Origin of the sequence: Methylocaldum szegediense (assembly GCF_949769195.1) — a bacterium.
In the GTDB taxonomy this organism is placed as follows: Bacteria; Pseudomonadota; Gammaproteobacteria; order Methylococcales; family Methylococcaceae; genus Methylocaldum; species Methylocaldum szegediense.
The window spans coordinates 2078330-2099142 of the sequence record NZ_OX458333.1 but is presented as its reverse complement, the minus strand read 5'-3'; the positions used below and the strand labels follow the sequence as shown (position 1 = coordinate 2099142).

At 55.3% G+C, this 20813-nt stretch carries 20 protein-coding genes; 17 read left to right on the top strand and 3 right to left on the bottom strand.

From position 1 onward, the window contains the following. Positions 1-12 precede the first annotated feature (12 nt). Positions 13-672: a ComF family protein gene (locus QEN43_RS08930; protein WP_235726693.1), complete on the bottom strand. Its 660-nt coding sequence runs from the start codon at positions 670-672 to the stop codon at positions 13-15. A gap of 107 nt (positions 673-779) precedes the next feature. Here QEN43_RS08930 and bioB point away from each other — a divergent pair, with 107 nt between their 5' ends. The 10 genes from bioB to QEN43_RS08880 all read left to right on the top strand — a co-directional run bounded on the left by bioB (position 780) and on the right by QEN43_RS08880 (position 10382). Beyond that, positions 780-1796 carry a biotin synthase BioB gene (gene bioB / locus QEN43_RS08925; RefSeq protein ID WP_051332006.1) on the top strand — a complete coding sequence of 339 codons (1017 nt, stop codon included), beginning with the start codon at positions 780-782 and terminating at the stop codon, positions 1794-1796. A 33-nt stretch (positions 1797-1829) separates the two neighbouring features. After that, positions 1830-3062, top strand: coding sequence for an 8-amino-7-oxononanoate synthase (gene bioF, locus QEN43_RS08920; RefSeq protein ID WP_084162346.1), 1233 nt, complete (start codon positions 1830-1832; stop codon positions 3060-3062). Then, positions 3059-3862: a pimeloyl-ACP methyl ester esterase BioH gene (gene bioH / locus QEN43_RS08915; protein WP_026611794.1), complete on the top strand. Its 804-nt coding sequence runs from the start codon at positions 3059-3061 to the stop codon at positions 3860-3862. The genes bioF and bioH overlap by 4 nt, the downstream gene beginning before the upstream one ends. Continuing rightward, entirely contained in the window at positions 3849-4694 is an 846-nt protein-coding gene (gene bioC / locus QEN43_RS08910; RefSeq protein WP_051332007.1) for a malonyl-ACP O-methyltransferase BioC, read from the top strand. The genes bioH and bioC overlap by 14 nt, the downstream gene beginning before the upstream one ends. Continuing rightward, positions 4685-5389, top strand: coding sequence for a dethiobiotin synthase (gene bioD, locus QEN43_RS08905; protein ID WP_036269257.1), 705 nt, complete (start codon positions 4685-4687; stop codon positions 5387-5389). The genes bioC and bioD overlap by 10 nt, the downstream gene beginning before the upstream one ends. 122 nt (positions 5390-5511) lie before the next feature. Next, positions 5512-5994, top strand: coding sequence for a DUF2244 domain-containing protein (locus QEN43_RS08900; RefSeq protein WP_026611795.1), 483 nt, complete (start codon positions 5512-5514; stop codon positions 5992-5994). A 40-nt stretch (positions 5995-6034) separates the two neighbouring features. Beyond that, complete coding sequence (gene coxB / locus QEN43_RS08895; RefSeq protein ID WP_026611796.1) at positions 6035-7156, top strand: cytochrome c oxidase subunit II; 1122 nt, start codon at positions 6035-6037, stop codon at positions 7154-7156. A gap of 30 nt (positions 7157-7186) precedes the next feature. Further along, positions 7187-8773: a cytochrome c oxidase subunit I gene (gene ctaD, locus QEN43_RS08890; protein ID WP_026611797.1), complete on the top strand. Its 1587-nt coding sequence runs from the start codon at positions 7187-7189 to the stop codon at positions 8771-8773. 161 nt (positions 8774-8934) lie between these two features. Beyond that, positions 8935-9480 carry a cytochrome c oxidase assembly protein gene (locus tag QEN43_RS08885; protein ID WP_026611798.1) on the top strand — a complete coding sequence of 182 codons (546 nt, stop codon included), beginning with the start codon at positions 8935-8937 and terminating at the stop codon, positions 9478-9480. A 35-nt stretch (positions 9481-9515) separates the two neighbouring features. Beyond that, on the top strand, positions 9516-10382 hold the full coding sequence (locus QEN43_RS08880; protein WP_026611799.1) for a cytochrome c oxidase subunit 3: 867 nt from the start codon (positions 9516-9518) through the stop codon (positions 10380-10382). Between the two features lie 76 nt (positions 10383-10458). On the opposite strand, the gene hslO is transcribed toward QEN43_RS08880, so the two are convergent. Beyond that, the gene (gene hslO, locus QEN43_RS08875) at positions 10459-11328 is read right to left on the bottom strand and encodes an Hsp33 family molecular chaperone HslO (RefSeq protein ID WP_317963982.1); all 870 of its coding nucleotides are present in this window, start codon (positions 11326-11328) and stop codon (positions 10459-10461) included. Positions 11329-11457: 129 nt separating this feature from the next. Between hslO and msrA the strand changes: the two genes are divergently transcribed. The 4 genes from msrA to QEN43_RS08855 all read left to right on the top strand — a co-directional run bounded on the left by msrA (position 11458) and on the right by QEN43_RS08855 (position 15254). Next, the gene (gene msrA / locus QEN43_RS08870; RefSeq protein ID WP_036269258.1) at positions 11458-12120 is read left to right on the top strand and encodes a peptide-methionine (S)-S-oxide reductase MsrA; all 663 of its coding nucleotides are present in this window, start codon (positions 11458-11460) and stop codon (positions 12118-12120) included. Between the two features lie 55 nt (positions 12121-12175). After that, positions 12176-12955: a M48 family metallopeptidase gene (locus tag QEN43_RS08865; protein WP_317963981.1), complete on the top strand. Its 780-nt coding sequence runs from the start codon at positions 12176-12178 to the stop codon at positions 12953-12955. Positions 12956-13374: 419 nt separating this feature from the next. Beyond that, complete coding sequence (locus QEN43_RS08860) at positions 13375-14706, top strand: ATP-binding protein (protein WP_036269259.1); 1332 nt, start codon at positions 13375-13377, stop codon at positions 14704-14706. Then, the gene (locus tag QEN43_RS08855) at positions 14703-15254 is read left to right on the top strand and encodes a response regulator transcription factor (RefSeq protein WP_317963980.1); all 552 of its coding nucleotides are present in this window, start codon (positions 14703-14705) and stop codon (positions 15252-15254) included. The genes QEN43_RS08860 and QEN43_RS08855 overlap by 4 nt, the downstream gene beginning before the upstream one ends. Positions 15255-15960: 706 nt before the next feature. Here the strand turns inward: QEN43_RS08855 and QEN43_RS08850 are convergent. Beyond that, positions 15961-16401 (bottom strand): DUF29 domain-containing protein, encoded by a 441-nt coding sequence (locus QEN43_RS08850; RefSeq protein WP_317963979.1) that lies wholly within the window; start codon positions 16399-16401, stop codon positions 15961-15963. A 799-nt stretch (positions 16402-17200) separates the two neighbouring features. On the opposite strand from QEN43_RS08850, the gene QEN43_RS08845 reads away from it, so the two are divergent. The 3 genes from QEN43_RS08845 (at position 17201) to QEN43_RS08835 (ending at position 20791) form a co-directional block, all read left to right on the top strand. Continuing rightward, positions 17201-17656: a pilin gene (locus QEN43_RS08845; RefSeq protein WP_317963978.1), complete on the top strand. Its 456-nt coding sequence runs from the start codon at positions 17201-17203 to the stop codon at positions 17654-17656. A gap of 192 nt (positions 17657-17848) precedes the next feature. Further along, on the top strand, positions 17849-19744 hold the full coding sequence (locus tag QEN43_RS08840) for a tetratricopeptide repeat protein (RefSeq protein ID WP_317963977.1): 1896 nt from the start codon (positions 17849-17851) through the stop codon (positions 19742-19744). 141 nt (positions 19745-19885) lie between these two features. Then, positions 19886-20791 carry a glycosyltransferase family 2 protein gene (locus tag QEN43_RS08835; protein ID WP_317963976.1) on the top strand — a complete coding sequence of 302 codons (906 nt, stop codon included), beginning with the start codon at positions 19886-19888 and terminating at the stop codon, positions 20789-20791. The last annotated feature ends 22 nt before the right edge of the window (positions 20792-20813 follow it).

Below are 20813 nucleotides of genomic sequence, written 5' to 3'. Positions count from 1 at the left end.
TTTTTCTGTGGCTCAAGCTCGTGCGCATGCCCACACGTCGACTCGGAGGACGCCCGCCCGGTATAGGACTTTCGCGAGTTCGCCCACGGTCGCGCAGGTGGTGATGACGTCATCGAGAATGGCGACATGCCGGTGTTGGATCGCCGTTTCGACCGCGAAAGCGTTGCGCACGTTCCTGCGGCGCTGTTTGGCAGTAAGTTCGGCTTGGGCGGCCGTTGGCCGGATGCGCCGACAACTGCGGAGGTCAAGCGGAATACCCAGTCGGTAAGATACCGTGCGCGCGATCTCGGTCGCTTGGTTGAAACCACGCCAGCGATACCGGCTAGGATGGAGGGGGACCGGAATGATCGCATGGGGCTTTTCGTTCAAGGTCGCCAGCTTTTCTGCCAGCAAGGCGCCCAGGAGTCGCGCGCAAGGATAATGGGCTCCGAACTTCAGCGAATGAATTAGATAGCGGACCGGTTCTTCGTAGCGAAACAAGGCAAAAGCCGAATGGAAACCCGGGGCGTTCTTCTGACAGTTTCCGCACAGCTCGGGAACGGAGGTCTCGAGCGGGATGGCGCAGTTCGGGCAGGCTACGGTGTTGTACGGTAAAGATTTTCGACAGCCCAGGCAGAGGTCGATGGCTTCTTTGTGCGTGTCCCCGCACAACAGACAGGTAGGCGGATACAACCAATTCTGTATAATGTTCGACCACTTGTTCACGGTTTTAGAATTTTGAAGTTGACAGCGTTCGATCGGCGGTCCTGGCCATAATCCAAATCTTTTCCGGAGTAGCCATGAAAATAGCAGAAGAATTCCAGGCAAATGCAGCGGCCCAAGTGTATTTTTCGGACAGTTCGCTGCGTCACGACTGGCGATTGGATGAAGTCGAGGCATTGTTTGCATTGCCGTTCAGCGATCTCGTTTACCGAGCACAAACCGTTCACCGCCAAAATTTCGATCCGAACGAAATTCAAGTCAGCAGTCTCTTGAGCATCAAAACCGGTGCTTGTTCGGAAGACTGTGCTTACTGCCCACAAAGCGCCCGTCACGATGTTGATTTAAAGCGTGAGTCCCTGATGCCTTTAAGCGAGGTAGTGGAAGCGGCGCGTGCAGCCAAGGCGCAGGGCGCTACCCGGTTTTGCATGGGGGCGGCTTGGCGAAGCCCCAAAGACCGCGATGTGGAACGGGTTTGCGAAATGATCGAGGCGGTGAAGGCTTTGGGTCTCGAAACCTGTGTCACGCTGGGCATGCTGACTGACAGTCAGACGCAGCGGCTGAAAGCCTCCGGACTCGATTACTACAACCACAACCTGGACACCTCGGAGGCGTATTACCCCAAGATCATCACGACCCGTACCTACCAGGATCGCCTCGATACGCTGGCGCGCGTGCGCAACGCCGGCATCAACGTGTGCTGCGGCGGAATTCTCGGAATGGGAGAGAGCGACCGAGATCGCGCCGAACTGCTTCGGCAGCTGGCGAACCTGCCGAAACACCCGGAAAGCGTACCCATCAATATGCTCGTTCAGGTGGAGGGTACGCCTTTGGCCGGAACCGCGAAGCTCGATCCTTTCGTGTTCGTGCGCACCATCGCCGTGGCGCGCATTCTCATGCCGAAGTCACGGGTGCGTTTGTCCGCCGGGCGCACGGATATGAGCGATGAGACTCAAGCCCTGTGTTTCCTCGCCGGCGCCAACTCCATCTTCTACGGTGAAAAACTTCTCACCACCGATAATCCGTCCGTCGAGAAGGATAGACGTCTTTTCAGACGCCTAGGGCTCAGAATGTCCGGGTACGTCGGGCAAGCGTGAGCGGCCTCGGAAAGGTCCAGTTCGAGAAAAGCCATGTGGCGTGATTGGCTGCGCGAGCAGATCGACGAGATCGATCGGCGGGGGCTATATCGCCGTCGACGCATCGTCGAAGGGCCTCAGGGCGGCGAAGTGATTGTTGACGGGCGCCGATTGGTCAATTTCTGCAGCAACGACTATCTCGGGCTTGCGAATCACCCATCCGTCGTCCGTGCCTTCCGCGAGAGCGCCGAGCGCTACGGGGTCGGGGCCGGAGCGGCACACTTAGTCTGCGGTCACGGACGCGCTCATCATGCCTTGGAGGAAGAGTTGGCCGAGTTCATCGGCCGGGAGCGCGCCTTACTGTTTTCCACGGGTTACATGGCCAATCTCGGTGTGATTTCGGCTTTGGTGGGGCGAGGCGAGGAGGTTTTCGAAGACAGGCTCAATCACGCCTCGCTGCTTGATGCCGCGCGGCTTTCGGATGCCCGGCTCAGGCGCTATCCGCATGCCGATTCCGCGGCACTGAAGCGCGAACTGAATGCTTCCGCCGGTAAGCGGTGCCTCATCGCTACCGACGGGGTCTTCAGCATGGACGGCGATTTGGCGCCGCTCCCCGCTTTAGCGGCATTGGCAAAACAGAGCGGCGCTTGGCTGATGGTCGACGATGCCCACGGGCTGGGCACGATCGGTGACGGCGGACGCGGCAGTCTGGCTCGTTTTGGCTTGACGCAGGACGACGTGCCGGTACTGGTCGGTACGCTGGGCAAAGCGTTCGGCACCTTCGGCGCATTCGTCGCCGGAAGCGCCGATCTGATCGAATATCTGATCCAGCGAAGCCGGACCTACATTTTCACGACAGCCTTGCCCCCGGCCGTGGCAGAGGCGACCCGTGCCAGCTTGCATCTGGCTCGCGAAGAATCCTGGCGGCGGGAGAAAGTGAATGCTTTGGTGAGCCGGTTCCGCACCGGGGCCGCGCAGATCGGGCTGCGGCTTATGGCGTCCGATACCCCGATTCAGCCTGTCGTGGTCGGCGACAACGAGACGGCCGTGCGGGCGAGTGAAGTGTTGCTGTCTGCCGGTTTCCTGGTTGCCGCGATTCGGCCGCCCACGGTTCCGGTAGGTACAGCGCGGTTGCGTGTCACGTTCACCGCCGAACATACCGAGGCTCAGGTGGACCGCCTTTTGGAAGCGCTCACCCGTTTGCTGCCCGGAATATCGGCTGGGGACCGGTCTGAACAAGCTATGACCGCCGGAATGTCCGCATTCTCCGCAGGTGTCTCGGGATGAGGGAACGGGGTTTATACCGTGAAACCTTCGGCCGAGGGCCGGATCTCGTCATGGTGCACGGCTGGGGAATGCATAGCGGGATCTGGCGGGATTTTGCCGAAACGCTGGCGGAAAAAGTCCGGGTGACCCTGGTCGATCTCCCCGGACACGGACGCAGCGCGAACATTGCCGATTTTTCTGCCGCCGGTCTTGCCGATGCCCTTCTGACGATCGCGCCAGAATGCGCCCATTGGCTCGGCTGGTCGCTGGGGACATTGCCCGTCCTGCACATCGCCGATCAGTGCCCGAACCGCGTGAAAAGCACGATTGTCGTGGCTGGAAACGTGCGTTTTACCAGCGACTCGACAACGGGCGGCACGGAAAGCGGCTGGCCTGGTGTCGAGCCTGCGCTGCTTGCCCAGTTCGCTTCCGATTTGGAGGCGAATTATGCCGGCACGATCCGGCGTTTCCTCGGCCTTCAGACTTTCGGCATGGAGGATGCGAAGGGGCTGGTGAAAGAACTCTCGGCGCGGGTGGCGGCCTGCGAGCCGCCTGATCCCGCAGCTCTTCGCGGCGGATTGGAACTGCTGCGGCAAGCGGACTTACGCGGTGCCTGGCGCCGAATGAACGTGCCCAGCCTGGTTATTTTGGGAGCGCGCGATCGCTTGGTCCCCAAATCGGCCGGGGTATCCATGCGGGCCCTGAATCCCAGGAGCGAATTGCATGTCATAGGCGGCGCGGCCCATTTGCCGTTTCTGACACATCCTGCCGAGACTGCTTCCTTGATCACCGAGTTCATCGCCCGACATGAGCGCCGCTGATTTTCTGCAAACCGATGAGCTCGGCTTTGGAGGCCGTCCGGACAAGCGGTTGATCGGGCGCTCCTTCGGCGCGGCTGCGGCGCGCTATGACGGGCTCGCAGATTTGCAGCGAACGGTAGGGGAGAAACTGCTGGCACGCCTTTCGAGTGTGAATCTCGCTCCGGCGCGCATTGCGGATGTCGGCGCCGGAACGGGTTATCTGGGGACCCGACTAATCCAGCTGTATCCGAAGGCGGATCTACTGGCTTTGGATATCGCCGAAGGCATGTTGCGCTTCGCCCGGTCGCGGTGCGGCAACTCGGGGGCGGTAAGATTTGTGTGCGGCGACGCGGAAGCCATGCCGTTTCGAGATCGTTCAATCGATCTGGTCTTTTCCAATCTGACGATTCAATGGTGTTCCGGTTTCAACACTGTGTTTCGCGAAATCCGGCGAATCCTGAGACCGGATGGCGTTACGCTTTTCAGCACGTTCGGTGCGGAGACGCTGAAGGAACTTCGGTCAGCATGGGCGTCGGTTGACGACTACTCACATGTCAATTGCTTCGGTGGATCTTCCGCAGTGATGTCGGCTTTACAAGAAGCCGGATTCACTGAGATCGAAGTCGGTATCGAGACCCATAGACTGACATACGCTTCGGTTTACGACCTGATGCGCGAATTGAAAGGGCTAGGCGCTCATAACGTCACGCTTGGTCGGCCGCGCCATTTGACCGGGAAGGGCACGTTGCAGCGCATGGTGGCGGCCTACGAACGCCAAGCGGGGGGTGACGGCATACCCGCAAGCTTCGAGGTCATTTACGGCTTTGCCAGAGGTCCTGTGGAATGTCCTTGAAAGCGCGAGGCATCTTCGTGACGGGAACTGACACCGGAATCGGTAAGACCCTGGTGAGCGTGGGTTTGATGCGGCTGCTGCGCACTACAGGATTGAAGGTAGCGGGCATGAAACCGGTGGCGACCGGAGCATCCGGTTTGAACGGTCACTTGGTTAATGAGGATGCCTTACTGCTTCAGGCGAATGCATCGATTCCGCTGGACTACAGTCAGGTCAACCCTTTTGTCTTCGAACTGCCGGTTTCGCCCCATCTCGCCGCAAAGAAGGCAGGGCGGGACATCGATCTTCAGTGCATCCGGCAGGTCTACGACGAGTTGAACGAAGTTGCGGACTGCGTGGTGGTGGAAGGCGTCGGCGGTTGGGAAGTGCTTTTAAACGAACGAGAACGTGTGGCGGATTTGGTCCGAATGCTCGATCTGCCGGTGTTGCTGGTGGTGGGACTACGCCTCGGCTGTTTGAATCATGCCCTGCTCACCGGGCACGCAATCACTCATGCCGGAGTGCGCTGTATCGGCTGGGTCGCGAACCAGGTCGACCGGGATTACCCATTGCTCGCCGAAAATATCGAAACCCTCGAAAAGGCGTTCGATTGGCCATTACTAACGGTTGTACCGTTTTACGACGACCCGGCAAAGCATTGGGATATTTTCCCTACAGAACGAAAGGATAATGTCTTGCGTGTGCTTTGTTCATAGTTTACATTCTCGCAATTTTAAATACGCGAGTTGTAGGCCGGTTTTCTCAAGCGATTTGGGTGTTCTTGAAGCTAAGGCCGGGCGCGGTCTTCTCGTGAGATGTACCGAAATCGGAGATCCGCATGATCGAGTCTGAACGGGATGTCGGATCTGACAGCCGGCGGCTCGTGCTGACGCCGAATATGTCCATGAGCGGTCGCCAGGCATTGGTCCTAATGCTTGGTATTGCCCTAGTAATGGCGGTCATTGCAGGGAGCTTTGCATCGATGGGTGCATGGCTCGTATTGCCGTTCTCAGGGGCAGAATGGCTTCTTTTGGTTTATTGCTTCAAGCTGGGTTTAAGGAACGGTAGGGTTCGCGAAGTCATCACAATCAACGAAACCTCGGTTCTAGTCGAGCGAGGTTTCGATACACCGAAGCAGACCTATCGATTCCAGCGCGCGTGGGTGGCGCTCCATTGGGCTGAGCCTCCTATAAAAGGTTACCCAAGCCGTTTGTTATTTCGCTCCCATGGCAAGGAGGTTGAAATCGGACGATTTTTGGCCGAATCCGAGCGCGCGGCGCTGGCGAGCGAATTGCGAAAGATTTTGTTTGAGAGCAAATGATTCGACACAAAGCATTTCTTTAGACTGAGGAGAGGGCTCCGTGAATAAGATAAGACGACTGCTTGCCGGGTTCGGGTTGCTGCTGTGGGGAGAGGCACACGCCGACTACGCGCTTAACTTGACGCCGGGCGTCACCGAGATAAGCCGCGATATCTACGACCTCCACATGCTGATTATGTGGATTTGCGTGGCGATCGGCGTTGTCGTGTACAGCTTGATCATTTACTCCGTCATACATCATCGGAAATCCAAGGGAGTGGTTCCGGCACAGTTTCACGAAAATACCAAGCTCGAAATCCTGTGGACGGTAATTCCTTTCCTCATCCTTTTGGGCATGGCCATCCCTGCGACGGGTGTTATGGTCAAGGCTTACGACACCAGTGGCGCGGACATGACTGTCAAGGTCACCGGCTACCAATGGAAGTGGCGCTACGAGTATCTCGATGAGGGTATCGACTTCTTCAGCTCGCTGGACGCGAAAAGCAACGAAGCCCGTCAATTAGGCGCCAGTATCGACCCGGCTTCGGTTCCCAACTATCTGCTAGACGTCGATAATCCCTTGGTGGTTCCGGTCAACAAGAAAATCCGTTTCCTGTTTACTGGGGCCGACGTGATTCACTCCTGGTGGGTACCCGCTCTCGGCTGGAAAAAAGATACCATTCCGGGATTCGTGACCGACGCTTGGGCGAAGATCGAGAAACCGGGCGTTTATCGCGGTCAATGCGCGGAACTCTGCGGCCGCGATCACGCCTTCATGCCGATTGTCGTCATCGCCAAGACCAACGAAGAATACAAACAATGGGTTGCCGAACAGAAGGCCAAGGCGGAAACGGTCAAGGCCGAAGCAACCAAGACCTTCACCATGGATGAACTGATGGCAAAAGGGCAGGAAGTTTACAATTCCAACTGCGCGGGCTGCCACCAGGTCAACGGCGAAGGGATTCCCGGAACGTTCCCGCCGATCAAGGGCAGTCCGGTTGCGACCGGTCCGAAGGATGAGCACCTAAAGGTCGTGCTGAAAGGCAAAGGGGACATGATGCCGGCATTCGAAGAGACGCTCAACCCGGTAGAACTGGCTGCCGTGGTGACTTACCAGCGCAACGCCTTCGGTAACGACAAGGGCGACATGGTTCAGCCGAGCGAAATCAAGTCGCAAGATTAACGAATTAAACAGTAGACGAGGTGAAAAGCTATGTCATCCGTAGTGGCAACTCATGATGAGCACCATGACCATGGCCCCGCTAAGGGGATTCTGAGGTGGGTGTTCACGACCAATCATAAGGACATCGGAACCTTGTATCTGACGGCGGCTTTGATCATGTTCCTGGTCGGGGGCGCCATGGCGCTGGTCATTCGTGCCGAGCTGTTCGCACCCGGTATGCAGTTCGTGGATCCGCTGTTCTTCAATCAGATGACCACGCTGCACGCCCTGATCATGGTGTTCGGTGCTGTAATGCCCGCCTTTGCCGGATTGGCGAACTGGATGATTCCGATCATGATCGGTGCACCGGACATGGCTCTGCCCCGGTTGAACAACTGGAGCTTTTGGCTCCTACCGTTCGCCTTCGCGCTCCTGGCGAGCACGCTGTTCATGGACGGTGGTGCGCCAGCCGCGGGGTGGACGCTTTACCCGCCTTTGGTCCTACAAGGTGGTGCGCATCTGCCGTTTGCTATCTTCTCCATCCATTTGCTGGGTATTTCGTCGATCATGGCGGCGATCAATATCATCGTCACCGTGTTCAATATGCGCGCGCCCGGCATGACGCTGATGAAGATGCCGTTGTTCGTGTGGACCTGGGTGATCACCGCCTTCCTCTTGATCGCCGTTATGCCGGTGTTCGCGGGTGCGGTGACCATGTTGCTGACCGACAAATACTTCGGCACGAGCTTCTTCAATGCCGCGGGCGGTGGCGATCCTGTGCTTTACCAGCACTTGTTCTGGTTCTTCGGGCATCCCGAGGTATACATCATGATTCTGCCGTCATTCGGGGTAATTTCCACCGTTATCCCGACCTTCGCGCGGAAGCCGCTGTTCGGGTATAGCTCGATGGTCTATGCCACGGCTTCGATTGCATTCCTGTCGTTCATCGTCTGGGCCCACCACCAGTTCACCGTTGGCATGCCGCTCGCCGGAGAGCTGTATTTCACCTATGCCACGATGTTGATTGCGGTACCGACCGGGGTGAAGGTGTTCAACTGGATCGCCACCATGTGGAAAGGTGCGATGACTTTCGAAACACCGATGCTGTTTGCCATCGCCTTCGTCGTACTGTTCACGATGGGCGGCTTCACCGGACTGATGATGGCTATTTCGCCCGCTGATCTGCAGTACCACGACACCTATTTCATCGTGGCTCATTTCCACTATGTGCTAGTGCCGGGCGCTGTGTTCGCGCTCTTCGCAGCAACCTACTATTGGCTGCCCAAATGGACCGGCCATATGTACGACGAACGTTTGGGTAAGCTGCACTTCTGGCTGTCTACTATCTCGGTCAACCTGCTGTTCTTCCCGCAGCATTTTCTGGGATTGGCGGGCATGCCGCGGCGTATTCCGGATTATGCGACGCAGTTTGCGGAATTTAACGCATGGTCCAGTGTCGGTGCCTTCGTGTTTGGCTTCTCCCAACTCATTTTCGTGTACGTGATTATCAAAGCCATCCGTGGCGGCGAGATTGCGACATACGAAGTGTGGGAAGGGGCTCAGAAACACGGCTTGGAGTGGACGCTGCCGTCTCCGCCTCCTTACCACACTTGGACGACCGCGCCGGAAATCCGGTAGGAACAGGCTGGAAAGTCCCCGCCTCCGAGGTGGGGACTTTCGGACGAACAGACAATGGATATTCGAAAGAAGAACGCATTACTGGCGATCATCATTGGGCTCATTGCCCTGCTGCTCTATGTGGCTTCGATTCTTAAATTTATTGTGACCTCACCTGGCCAGTGAACGATTCAGATAGCAGAAAAGGCAATAAGCGGTTGACGTGGTCGATGGTCTTAGTGGCTGTCGGCATGTTTGGTTTCGGCTTCGCCATGGTGCCGTTATACAACGTGTTCTGCGAAGTGACCGGGCTGAACGGGAAAGTGAAGTCAGAGGCAGTCGCGGACGCGGCATATGTGGTCGATCAGTCACGGGAGTTGTCGATCGAATTCATTACTTCTGTGAATGAAAACATGCCTCTCGCTTTCCGCGCCGAGAAAGCGAAGATGAAAATACATCCGGGGCAGTATTACACGGTCAAGTTCTATGCCGAAAATACCAGCGACAAGAAAATGGTCGGACGTGCTATTCCCAGCGTTGCCCCCGGCACGGCTACCCAATATTTGAACAAGACGGAGTGCTTCTGTTTTTCCGAACAAGAATTCGAGCCGCACAAGTTGCGGGAAATGCCGGTTCGATTCGTGATCGATCCATCCATACCGGAAAACGTTAAGGACATGACGCTTTCCTATACGTTCTTCGATATCACCGACAAGAACCAGAACTGACGAGAGAAAGATCAATTTCAATGCAGGGGAATGTGATGGCAACAAAAGACGCGTACTATCTACCGCACAAAGCGAGTTGGCCGATCGTGGGCTCGATCGGACTCACCACTTTGGTTGTGGGGTTTGCTAACTATCTCAACGGATCGAGCATCGGCGGAACGCTCATGGTGCTGGGGGCCGGCATCCTGATTTTCATGTTAGCCGGATGGTTCGGTGCGGTGATAAACGAGAGTATCTCCGGGCTGTACAACCAGCAGGTGGACAGCTCTTTCCGGATGGGGATGATCTGGTTCATCACCTCAGAAGTGTTCTTCTTTGGAGCGTTTTTCGGCGCTCTGTATTACGCGCGGATTTACGCGGTGCCGTGGCTGGCCGGCGAAGGCAGTTTTGCTTCTGGCGCTACCGCCGATCTCTGGCAAGGGTTTCAGGCCATTTGGCCGACCAATGGCCCTGGCCATGTGGGTGGCGAGTTCGAACCCATGGAAGCGTGGGGGGTTCCGGCCTTGAATACGTTGATTCTGCTGACCAGTGGCGGCACGGTGACCTGGGCGCACTGGGGATTGTTAGCCAATAATCGTGGCCAATTGATCAAAGGGTTGATCGCTACCGTTGCATTGGGCTTCCTCTTCGTGATCCTCCAAGGCTTCGAATACCATGAAGCCTACACGGAGATGGGGCTAACCTTGGGATCCGGAATCTACGGCTCGACGTTCTTCATGTTGACCGGGTTCCATGGCTTGCACGTGACGATCGGTGCCATCATCCTCACGGTGGTTTTGATCCGGAGTATCCGCGGGCACTTCAGTCCGGAGCATCACTTCGCTTTTGAAGCTGCCGCGTGGTATTGGCACTTCGTTGACGTCGTGTGGTTGGGGCTCTTCGTCTTCGTTTATTGGCTCTGACCAAGTTTGTCTCGTCACCGAGAAAGGGCGCTATTCGTTTAAGTAGCGCCCTTTCAGGTATCTACAGCTGGACAGATCATTGTCGAGTTGTTGAAGGAGGGAGTTTTATTTGATCGGCAAATAGACCGCCGATATCGACGCGGTCGAAAAGATAACGGCGATTGCAGAATTCACAGAAAACTTCCACCGAATCCTCTTTCTCCAAAATGGACTCGACCTCTTGATTCCCCATGGCCAGCAAGACGGATTCGATGCGTTCCCGCGAACAGCCGCATCGAAACGCAACGGGCTCGGAATCGAAGAGGCGAACCCTCTCTTCATTGAATAGCCGATACAACAGTTCCTGACCGGGCAGATGCAACAGCTCCGCCGGGGTAATCGTGTCGGCCAAAAATTCGACGCGCGCCCAGTCGTCGCGATCGCGGGCTTGCGTGGGTAGTTCCTGGATGAGCAAGCCGGCGGCGCGCTGTTCGTCAGCTGTCAGCCAAAGCCGGGTCGCGAGTTGTTCCGAACGTGAAAAATAGGTTTGAATAGCCCCGGCCAGATCGTCTCCCTCAAGGGCAACGATTCCTTGATATGGCTCGGAATCGTCATTCCGCACCGTTAACACCAAATGTCCGGGACCGTAGATATCGGACAGGGTCTCTCCAGTGACCTCTCCATTCCAGTGCGCGAGTCCTCGAATGGTCCTCTGATGCGTGGCCTGTGCTACCAGGGTGTGTAATGGGCCGCGGGCTTGAGCCTGAAGAATCAAGGACCCTCGGAATTTTATGGTGGCGGAGAGCAAGAGAACGGCAGCAAGAGCCTGCCCCAACTGACTCGAAACGGCCGGGGGATAGGAATGACGCTCGAGTACGGCTTGCCAGCTTGAATCTAGCCGCACCAGTTCGCCCCGTATACCGAGATCTTCAAACAAGAACCGCTGGAAACTGTCAAAATCGCTCATCGTCGAAGCAAAAGGTTTTAACGGATGTTACTTTACCGTTTTAATAGGTAAAAATCGTTAGTCTACCGAAATTCAGCCGGTGCTATTCACGCGGCTTCTGATTTACGGACCACCCCGAGAGTAAGTGCCATGTCTATGAAAAAGCTTTCGTTGCCTGACCCCGGGTTCGCACTTCCGGGCCGCCTCGAGAAAATGCCGGTACCGGAATTTCACTTTGTAAACGGACATCGAATGGAGCCTCCTTATCCGGACGGTTCGGAAATCGCGGTCTTCGGCCTCGGTTGCTTCTGGGGCGCGGAGCGGAAATTCTGGCAGATTCCTGGCGTCTACGTGACGGCGGTGGGTTATGCTGGCGGCGTGACGCCTAATCCCACTTACGAGGAAGTCTGCAGCGGGATGACCGGCCACGCCGAGGTGGTTCGCGTTGTGTACGAACCGGATAAAGTCAGCTACGAAGAATTGCTGAAAACCTTCTGGGAGTCTCACGATCCTACACAAGGAATGCGCCAGGGCAACGACATCGGCACACAGTACCGTTCGATGATTTTTGCTTACACGCTGAACCAGAAACGTCTGGCCATCGCGTCGCTCAATGCTTACCAAAGAGCTCTGAACCGAAAAGGTTACGGGCAAATTACGACTGAAATTCGCGATGCCGCTGAATTTTTCTATGCGGAGCCTTATCATCAGCAGTACCTAGCCAAGAATCCCGGTGGGTACTGTGGCCTGGGGGGCACTGGAGTCGATTGCCCTGCACGATTCGATACATCTTCGGCTTTCGACAATGATTGATGCCGCGCGATCCCTTTGGCTATCATCGCACGTCCTCACAAAATTTCGAGCTTTCATGAAAAATTGTCTCTTGTGTGTTTTTTTTGCGCTGGTCCTTTCTGCCTGCGCAACCTCGCCGCTGGGGCGCACTCAGTTCATGTTGATGCCGGAAGATCAAATGGCTGCCATGGGCGCGCAGGCTTTCGTTAACATGAAACAGCAAATGCCCATCGATCAAAATCCGCAAACGAATCAGTATGTCACTTGCGTCGCCCGGGCTCTTGTCAACGAGGTTGGGGGACAATGGGAGATTGTGGTTTTTCAGGATGAAACGCCCAACGCTTTCGCTTTGCCCGGAGGCAAGATCGGCGTACATAGCGGCATACTGCGCGTCGCTCGAAACCAAGACCAGCTTGCGGCCGTCATCGCCCACGAGATTGCCCATGTGCTCTCACGACACTCGAACGAGCGGGCGTCCCAGCAGATCGCGGTACAGCAAGGGCTGAATGTCATCCAGGCCATCGCCAATCCTACTAGTCAGACCGGCCAGTTGATGATGGGCGCATTAGGGTTGGGAGCCCAATACGGGGTACTGATGCCCTATAGCCGGATGCAGGAAAGCGAGGCGGACTTGGTCGGACTGGAGCTTATGGCCAAAGCAGGCTTCGACCCCCAGCAGAGCATCGATCTGTGGATCAATATGGAGCAAGCGGGTGGCGGACAGCCGGCGGAGTTTCTTTCGACCCATCCATCCCATGCAACTCGCACGCAGGATCTTAAACAACACATGCCTAAAGCTTTGGAACTGTATCGGAGTGCACGGGCGGCAAGGAAAACGCCTCAATGCGGTCGTTGATCGGAGTCGATTGGAAAAGAAAAAGTGCAGGGAAATAGTTCCCTGCACGTCAAGAGGAGGATTGTGAGCACTACGCGTGCGTCTGGTCTCGGCTAGGATCGTCTCCTAGACCTGAAATACAGTCTAGCAACGATAATTTGTACATGAAATGTGACAAATTGTCGCGCAAACAAAAGAGTTGAACGATTGAAGGAAACAATAAAAAGGCAGAAGTTCAAATCTTCTGCCCTATGAGGAGGCTATAGCGCACAGCCACAGATAACATCTGGTCGTCAGTTTGCCGCGATCCGCGGTTCGTTGAGCGTCCAAGCCACAATCTTATATTAGCAGCTGCTTGCTATCGAATAATGTGACAAATTGTCGCATTCGCCCAACAAAGTTGGATATTTACAATCCGCATCATGAACTCAAACCCGCTCATGAACATTCCCACTCCGGCGGATACGGAAACAGATGCCCGCCAAAATCTGCGCTGGCTGTTCGTCCTGCGCAATCTCATGATTGCGGGCCAAGCGCTGATTGTTCTCATCAGTGTCTACGGACTTGAGATCCCGCTTAGGGAAGTGCCGCTTTGGGGAATCATGACGGTCCAGGGCGCTTTCAACTGGTGGACTTGGTTGAGGATCAGCAATCCGCGTCCGGTTGCCGAAATGGAGTTGTTCCTGCAACTCTCGTTCGACGTTCTGGCGATCACTGCGGTGCTCTATTTCACGGGCGGGGCCACCAATCCAATGGCTTGGTTTTTCCTGCTTCCGCTGATCATCGCCGCTACTGTGTTGCCCCAGTTCTACACTTGGTACATGGTGATCTTCACGTCCGGCTGCTATACGATACTGATCGGCTTTTATGAGCCGCTTCCCGACATTCAAGCCGCAACTTTGCATGGAGATGCCCCGCCCGCCGTTCAGGCTCTGATGGAAGACCACGATATCGAACTTCATGCCTTCGGGATGTGGTTCGGGTTCGTATTCAGCGCTGTTCTTGTGGCGTATTTTGTCGTGGAAATGGCGAAAACGCTCAGAGAACGGGAACGCCGTTTGGCGGAAGCCCGAGAACAAGCCCTGCGGAACGAACGGGTCGTGGCATTGGGAACGTTGGCGGCCGGAGCGGCTCACGAGATGGGGACCCCGCTCGGAACCATGGCGATTCTGATTCATGAGATCGAAAGCGAATGTGAAGGTGAAGGCGCCAAGCAGAAGGAGCTGTTGGAGAAAATGAAAATCCTGCGGGAGCAGGTGGCCCGCTGCAAGAAAGCGCTTTCGGTCATGTCGGCGTCGGCAGGAGCCATTCGTGCCGAATCGGGGCGGATCGAGCCGTTGCCGAGCTACCTGGATGAAACGGTGGAAAGTTGGCGCAGGCAGCGTCTCAATGCCGAATTGGAATACGAAAGGAGAGGGCCTTCACCGCCTCCATGCATCTTAGCCGAGGATACTCTGACCCACGCCCTAGTTAACATCCTGAACAATGCCGCCGATGTCTCGCCGCGCGGAATAAAGCTTCGCGCCCGCTGGAGTTTCGAACGCGCTACCTTGGAGGTTTTGGACCAGGGCCCCGGCATCGCTCCCACGCTCTCGCAACGCATCGGGAAGGCTCCAATCACAACCAAGGAACATGGCCTAGGCGTGGGGCTGTTTTTGGCGTTTGCCACTATCGAGCGGCTGGGCGGTCGAATAGAGATGCTGCCCCGCCCCGAAGGCGGCACCTGTACCCGTATCGAACTACCATTGTTGCGTCCGAATCAAGGTCTATGAACAGCACTAAATCCTCGCCCCGCCCCACCTTGTTATTGGTCGACGACGATCCCACGTTCTGCGGAGTCTTAAAGCAAGCTCTCGAGAAGCGCGGGTTCGAAGTACACGCCGCTCAAGACCTGGAAACGGGTGGCACATTGGCGGAGCAATTGGTGCCCGAATACGCGGTGATCGATCTGCGCATCGGCCACGATTCCGGGCTGGTTTTGGTCAAGCGCCTTCACAGTCTCGACGCGAACACCCGAATCGTCGTCTTGACCGGATATGCCAGCATCGCCACGGCGGTCGAAGCGATAAAGCTCGGGGCGATCCAATACCTAACCAAGCCCGCCGATGCCGACGAGATCGTCGCTGCGCTTCACAAAGACCAAGGCGACGTGTCCGTTGAAATCAAGGAAAAACCCCTCTCCGTCCGCCGCCTGGAATGGGAGCACCTGCAAAAAGTCCTGATCGAGCACGGCGGCAACATCTCCGCCGCCGCTAGGGCGCTCGGGATGCATCGTAGGACCTTGCAGCGGAAATTGGATAAGCGGCCGGTGAGGGAGTAATTTCACCGGCAACATTTCCCTCGTTTCGACGCGTCCACGTTATGGAATTCAAAGCTGGATTCCAGTTTCATGAACATTCTTCGTGCTTGTTCTCAGACGCCTCTACGCAATTCTCAATCCTCAGAAAATCGTGTCCATCGTAGCTAGAGCGTTTTCCGCTGCAATATAGCGGCGGGGGCATGGCAAAGCGCCGGCACATACAGCCGGCAATGCAGATCGAATGAGTTATAAGTCGGTAATCCTTTGCCGACAGCTGCGTCGGCAAAGGATTACCGATTTACAACAGCCTTAGGCGCTACATCACGCCGAAAAAAACTCTAGCTACAACGGCTACGGCCATTAATCAATCCGCCGAGCTTGATGATCATGCGCTGTTCCATCTCGCGCCGCAGGTCCGCTATATCGCGTTCAGCGGCACGTTCTGCTTCGCCTTGTTGCCTCTTGAAGGTGTCTATAATCGCTTCGGCTCAGCTTTTTCGGGCAGGCCGGCTTCTTCGAGCTTTCGGACGATTTGTGAGTGTCGTAATGGTTGCCATACTGAATCCTCTAGCCTTCGGTTTGACAAAAAAGCAGAGGAGGCGCTACTCGATTACCCGCCGCATCCTTTTTCCGTCCATTCGGATGGGGCGGATGGGCAGAAAGCAAGAAATAAGGCCTGCCCCTTATTCTTTTATCGCTTTTATAAGCCGCAGTGACTGACTTCGCGCTACTCAGGCAAGAACTCAGGACTTAGGGTTTGCTCCAGTGAGTAGGGGCAACTTTGTGAAAAGGACGACTCATCGAGGCCGGTCTCCTTGGCGGCCATTAAAACCGCATCTCCGAAAGCCTCGCTCAAGACGGTTTCGGCGTGGGGTTTAAGACTCGGATTGTCGTTGAGCAACCGTTTTAAACGCCGACACTGTTCTTTAATGGCCAGTTCCCAGCTTTTGCCGCGATAAAGCGGCTGATAGTGCCATTTAAGCAGATGAGCCAGCAACAATCCTAAACGATTGATCAATTCTCTTCGTTCACTGGCTCCCGTGCTTTCGATTTCCTCGGCAATATGCTCCAGATCGAGTTCGTCAAAACGCCCTTCCCGGATAAGACGAGCGCTTTGCTGCGTCCAGGCGTAAAAATCCCGGACGTAAAGATCTTCTGCGATCTTCATTGTGGTATCTCCATGCTGTAGGCGTTGCCGCATAACGCATGTTAGCAAATTCAAGGAATCTCTGAACAAGCCCTCTCCCTCTGGGATATTTGCCGGGAGCAATTTGGTCGAGCGGAAGGGTCGTGTCGGCACTCCCGGGACGACCGTTTGCGATTGGAACTCGCCCGGAGGGTGTCGGGCAGGAAAGCCGACAACATTGGATTGGTGAGGGTCTTTCGGTTTAAACCGTGACGCAAGTCATTTCCCCAATCGCAAACGGTCGCTGGGGTCCCACCCCTTTCGAACGGAGAGTTAATCAGAGTCTCCTCAACGTAATACGCCGTATGGATTTGGGCGACCTATGGCGAACCCCCGTGAGCCCGATGATCGCCTTGAGGGGGCGTGCGGCGCAATGGGCGGGTAGATTATGGCGTGTCACATCCTTCTTGCACCCATTCGGATGGGGGACGGTTTGGCGGAAAGCAAAAAATAAAAGCGCGCCCTCTTCGCTGACCCCTTCGTTCCTACCGACCGACTCCGAGTGCAAGCCGGGGATGTGAGGAGCGTTTACCGAAACAATCCTCAGAGATATTAAGGCCATTCGCAAATATCCTTCGGCAGAAATAACGATCTTCGGGTGACGCCATGCGTCACTTCTTGACGTTGAGAATTCATATTCAAGGATCCAATTCCCCTCCTTGAGGACGGAAATACCGCATTCTATCTACGTTAAGGACGCTGGCACGGCCTGTGCACTATGTTGGCCGAGAGCTGATAAAGCTTCTTTTCCAACCCGTCCCCTAACTCAATGGAGTTCGTCATGAATGCGAATATGAATATGAGGCAGCAAGGTGGTTTTACTTTGATCGAGTTGATGATCGTCGTGGCGATCATCGGTATTTTGGCGGCGGTAGCAATTCCGGCTTATCAGGATTACACGGCAAGAGCTCAAGTAGCGGAAGCCCTCAATTTAGCTGACGGCTTGAAAGCTACAGTTGCGGATATTTGGACCGATCAAGGCAGCTTGGATAATGCCGATAGTACAAAATACGGTCTTCCAACTGCTACTGATGTGAAGGGCAAATATGTGGCTCAAGTAGCGGTTGAGAACGGTCTTATCACGGCGACCATGGAAGGAGCGGGCAAAGTTGCTAAGGGAGTTGAGGGCAAAACAGTTGTAGTAAGTCCAATCACGGGTGCTGGATCGGTGCAGTGGCGGTGCAAAGCGGGGACTATAGACCAGAAATTCCTCCCGGCCAGCTGCCGCACTAGCTAAGCTAAGTAGGGTGGGCATGCGTTCAAGTCCACCGCTTTCTGAAACCGCCCGCCAAAGGATCCGGCGGGCGGTTTTTTGTGGGGTTGACGATCTCTTCCGTTCTATTGTGCTCCGATGACTGCGAGGGCGCTTGAATGCCGATAGGTATGGAATACACTCCCGCCGCAACTGCTCTCTTATCGTCGAAATCACATGACTAAAACGGGTGTCCTTTTTTTTCTTCTGTTGACTCTAACCCTGGTCGTTTATTGGTTTGGGTTAAAGGGCCCCTTTCTATTTGACGATTTCGCCAATCTACCCGCCCTCGCCGATTTCGGCGGCATAAGGGATTTCCAATCGTTGCGCCTGTTTCTCCTCAACGGAATTGCCGGTCCTACAGGCCGCCCTTTATCGCTGCTCAGTTTTCTGATCGACGACAATGCATGGCCGTCCGATCCTTGGCACTTCAAATACACCAACCTGATGTTCCATCTGCTGAACGGCTGCCTGCTATCTTGGCTGACATTTCGCATCTTCAAATTCCGTGGCCGATCGGATGCCGCCGCCGGCTGGATTGCTCTCTTTATCGGATCATTCTGGTTGCTTCACCCGTTGAATGTATCAACAGTGCTTTACGTGGTGCAGCGTATGGCCATGCTTTCAACGCTGTTCGTGCTCACGGGGTTGCTGGTGTATGTGCGTGGCCGAACGCTGCTAGCCGAAGCTAGACCGAGCGCTTATCTATGGATGACGGCAGGTATCGGATTTACCGTTCTCGCCACCCTCAGTAAGGAAAACGGCGCATTGCTGCCCGTCCTCGCTCTGGCACTGGAATACACTGTCTTATCCTCAGCGGATAAACGACCTAATACAATGTGGCAATCGATTTTGCTTTGGCTACCGACCGGGGCGATAACGGTCTATCTATTTTGGGAAGGAATCACCGGTCGCGGGTTCGGGGGAAGGTCGTTTACAGTTTCCGAAAGACTTCTAACCGAGTGCCGAGTACTGCTCGACTATTTGTTCCATTGGTTCATGCCTTTTGCACCCACGCGCGGGCTGTTTGCCGAAGATTATCCGATATCCACCGGGCTTTTCTCGCCGCCGACGACTTTGCTTGCGTTGACTACCTTGGCAGCGGCGTTCATCGGTGCGGTGTGGAAGCGAGATGCTCATCCAACGGTGGCGCTCGGCATTCTGTTCTTTTTAGGCGGGCACCTAATCGAATCGACTTCGGTTCCGCTAGAAATTTACTTCGAGCACCGCAATTATCTGCCTGCCATGTTCCTGTTTCTTCCGATCGCCGAATATGGCGTCGAGAATGCACGAAAAGTTCGATTGTTGCCGGTATTTCTTGGCGTCCTCGTGCTTGGCATGGCGTTTACTACCCATCGATTGGTTCGAATCTGGTCGGACGAGGCGCGCTTGGCACTTTATCGGGCTGAGCAGAATCCGTTTTCCGGTCGCGCCCAAGGGGCCGCAGCCTCGGCGCTCGATCGCTTGGGATATTCTCAAGCGGCTTTGAACATCTTGACACGAGCCATAGAGAGGCAACCCACAGACATCCATCTGCATCTGCACTATCTGGTGCAAGCCTGCTATTCGGCCTCATTGCACCCGGAAGACTTCGAGCGCGCCTTGGAAAAATTTCGCCGGACCAAGTTCAATTTTCGTAGCTATCCTCTTTTTGAAAGCATGATGGAGACTCTTCCGAATGGAGATTGCACCGAACTTGGATTTGAGCAGCTACATGCTCTGCTGGATGCGTTCGAGCGGAATCCCGGCGCCTCCGATAGCGGAGCACGCCGGCAGATACATCATTTGAGAGGGTTGCTCTACGCGCGACAAAAGGCTGGCGACAGCGCCTTCAAGGAGTTTCGAGAATCTCTGCGTCTTCGGCCCGATATCAGCGCCGGATTGCTGGAAGTATCAATTCTTGCTACTCATGGCCTTTATGCGGAAGCCTTGCAATTGCTGGATTCCGTACGGACTTTGCCAAATTCCGGCAACAATCTGTATAAACGTTGGGCGACCTTGGACTATCCAGCGGAAATCGAACGGCTGCAACGGGTTATTGAAGAGGATATGCGTCATTTTCAAGCCCCGTAACTTTAGTTTGTGGGTACGCCTGAACGGCTGCTGTTTTCCTTATTAGAAAAATTACGTCGCAAAGCTTCCTTACGAGCTCACTGGCAATCAACTAAACTTCATTGAAGCGCCTTTTTACCTTTCAATTCGAATAACGAGATCATGGCGACTTCAAACCCTTTTAAGTTCAGTATTGTTTTACCTGCGAGAAACGAGGCATTCGGCCTGAAGTCATTATTGCCTGAACTGAAACGCTTGTATCCGGAAGCGGAAATCATCGTGGTGAACGACGGTTCAACGGACGACACAGAGGCCGTTGCCCGCGCCCAGGGCGTTCGGGTGATCAGTCATCCGTACGCGATAGGCAATGGCGCAGCAATCAAAACGGGGGCGCGTCACGCCAACGGCGAAATCATCGTCTTCATGGACGCGGATGGTCAGCATGATCCCGAGGATATCTCGCGTCTCTTGGCAAAATTTTCCGAGGGATACGAGATGATTGTCGGTTCACGGGATGGGGCCAGCCAAGCGTCCTTGGGCCGGCACGGGGCTAATTACTTCTACAGCCGTCTCGCATCCAGAATGACCGGCTACACAATCGAAGACCTTACATCCGGTTTCCGAGTGGTTCGGGCTCGGCATTTTCAGAAGTTCCTTTATTTATTGCCGAATGGTTTCTCTTATCCGACTACGATCACCATGGCCTTTCTCCGGTCCGGCTTACCTGTCGCCTATGTTCCGATACGCGCGGGTCAGCGTACAACCAACAGTCGTAGCCATATCCGGCTCTTTCACGACGGTATGCGTTTTTTCGTAATCATACTGAAGATCGGTGCGCTGTTTTCCCCGATGCGGCTGTTTTTCCCCGTCAGCGCATTCCTGAGCTTGAGTGGCCTCGGCCTATATGTCTATAACTATGCCACTCAGGGTCGTTTTACCAACATGAGCGCGTTCTTGCTCCTGTCTGGCTTGTTTACTTTCTTGATGGGCATTCTCTCGGAGCAGATCTCGTCCTTGCACTACCGGGGAGTGGAGCAGGACCTCCGCCGCACTAGGCGTGACGACTGATGCGCGGTGGACAGGCATGCCA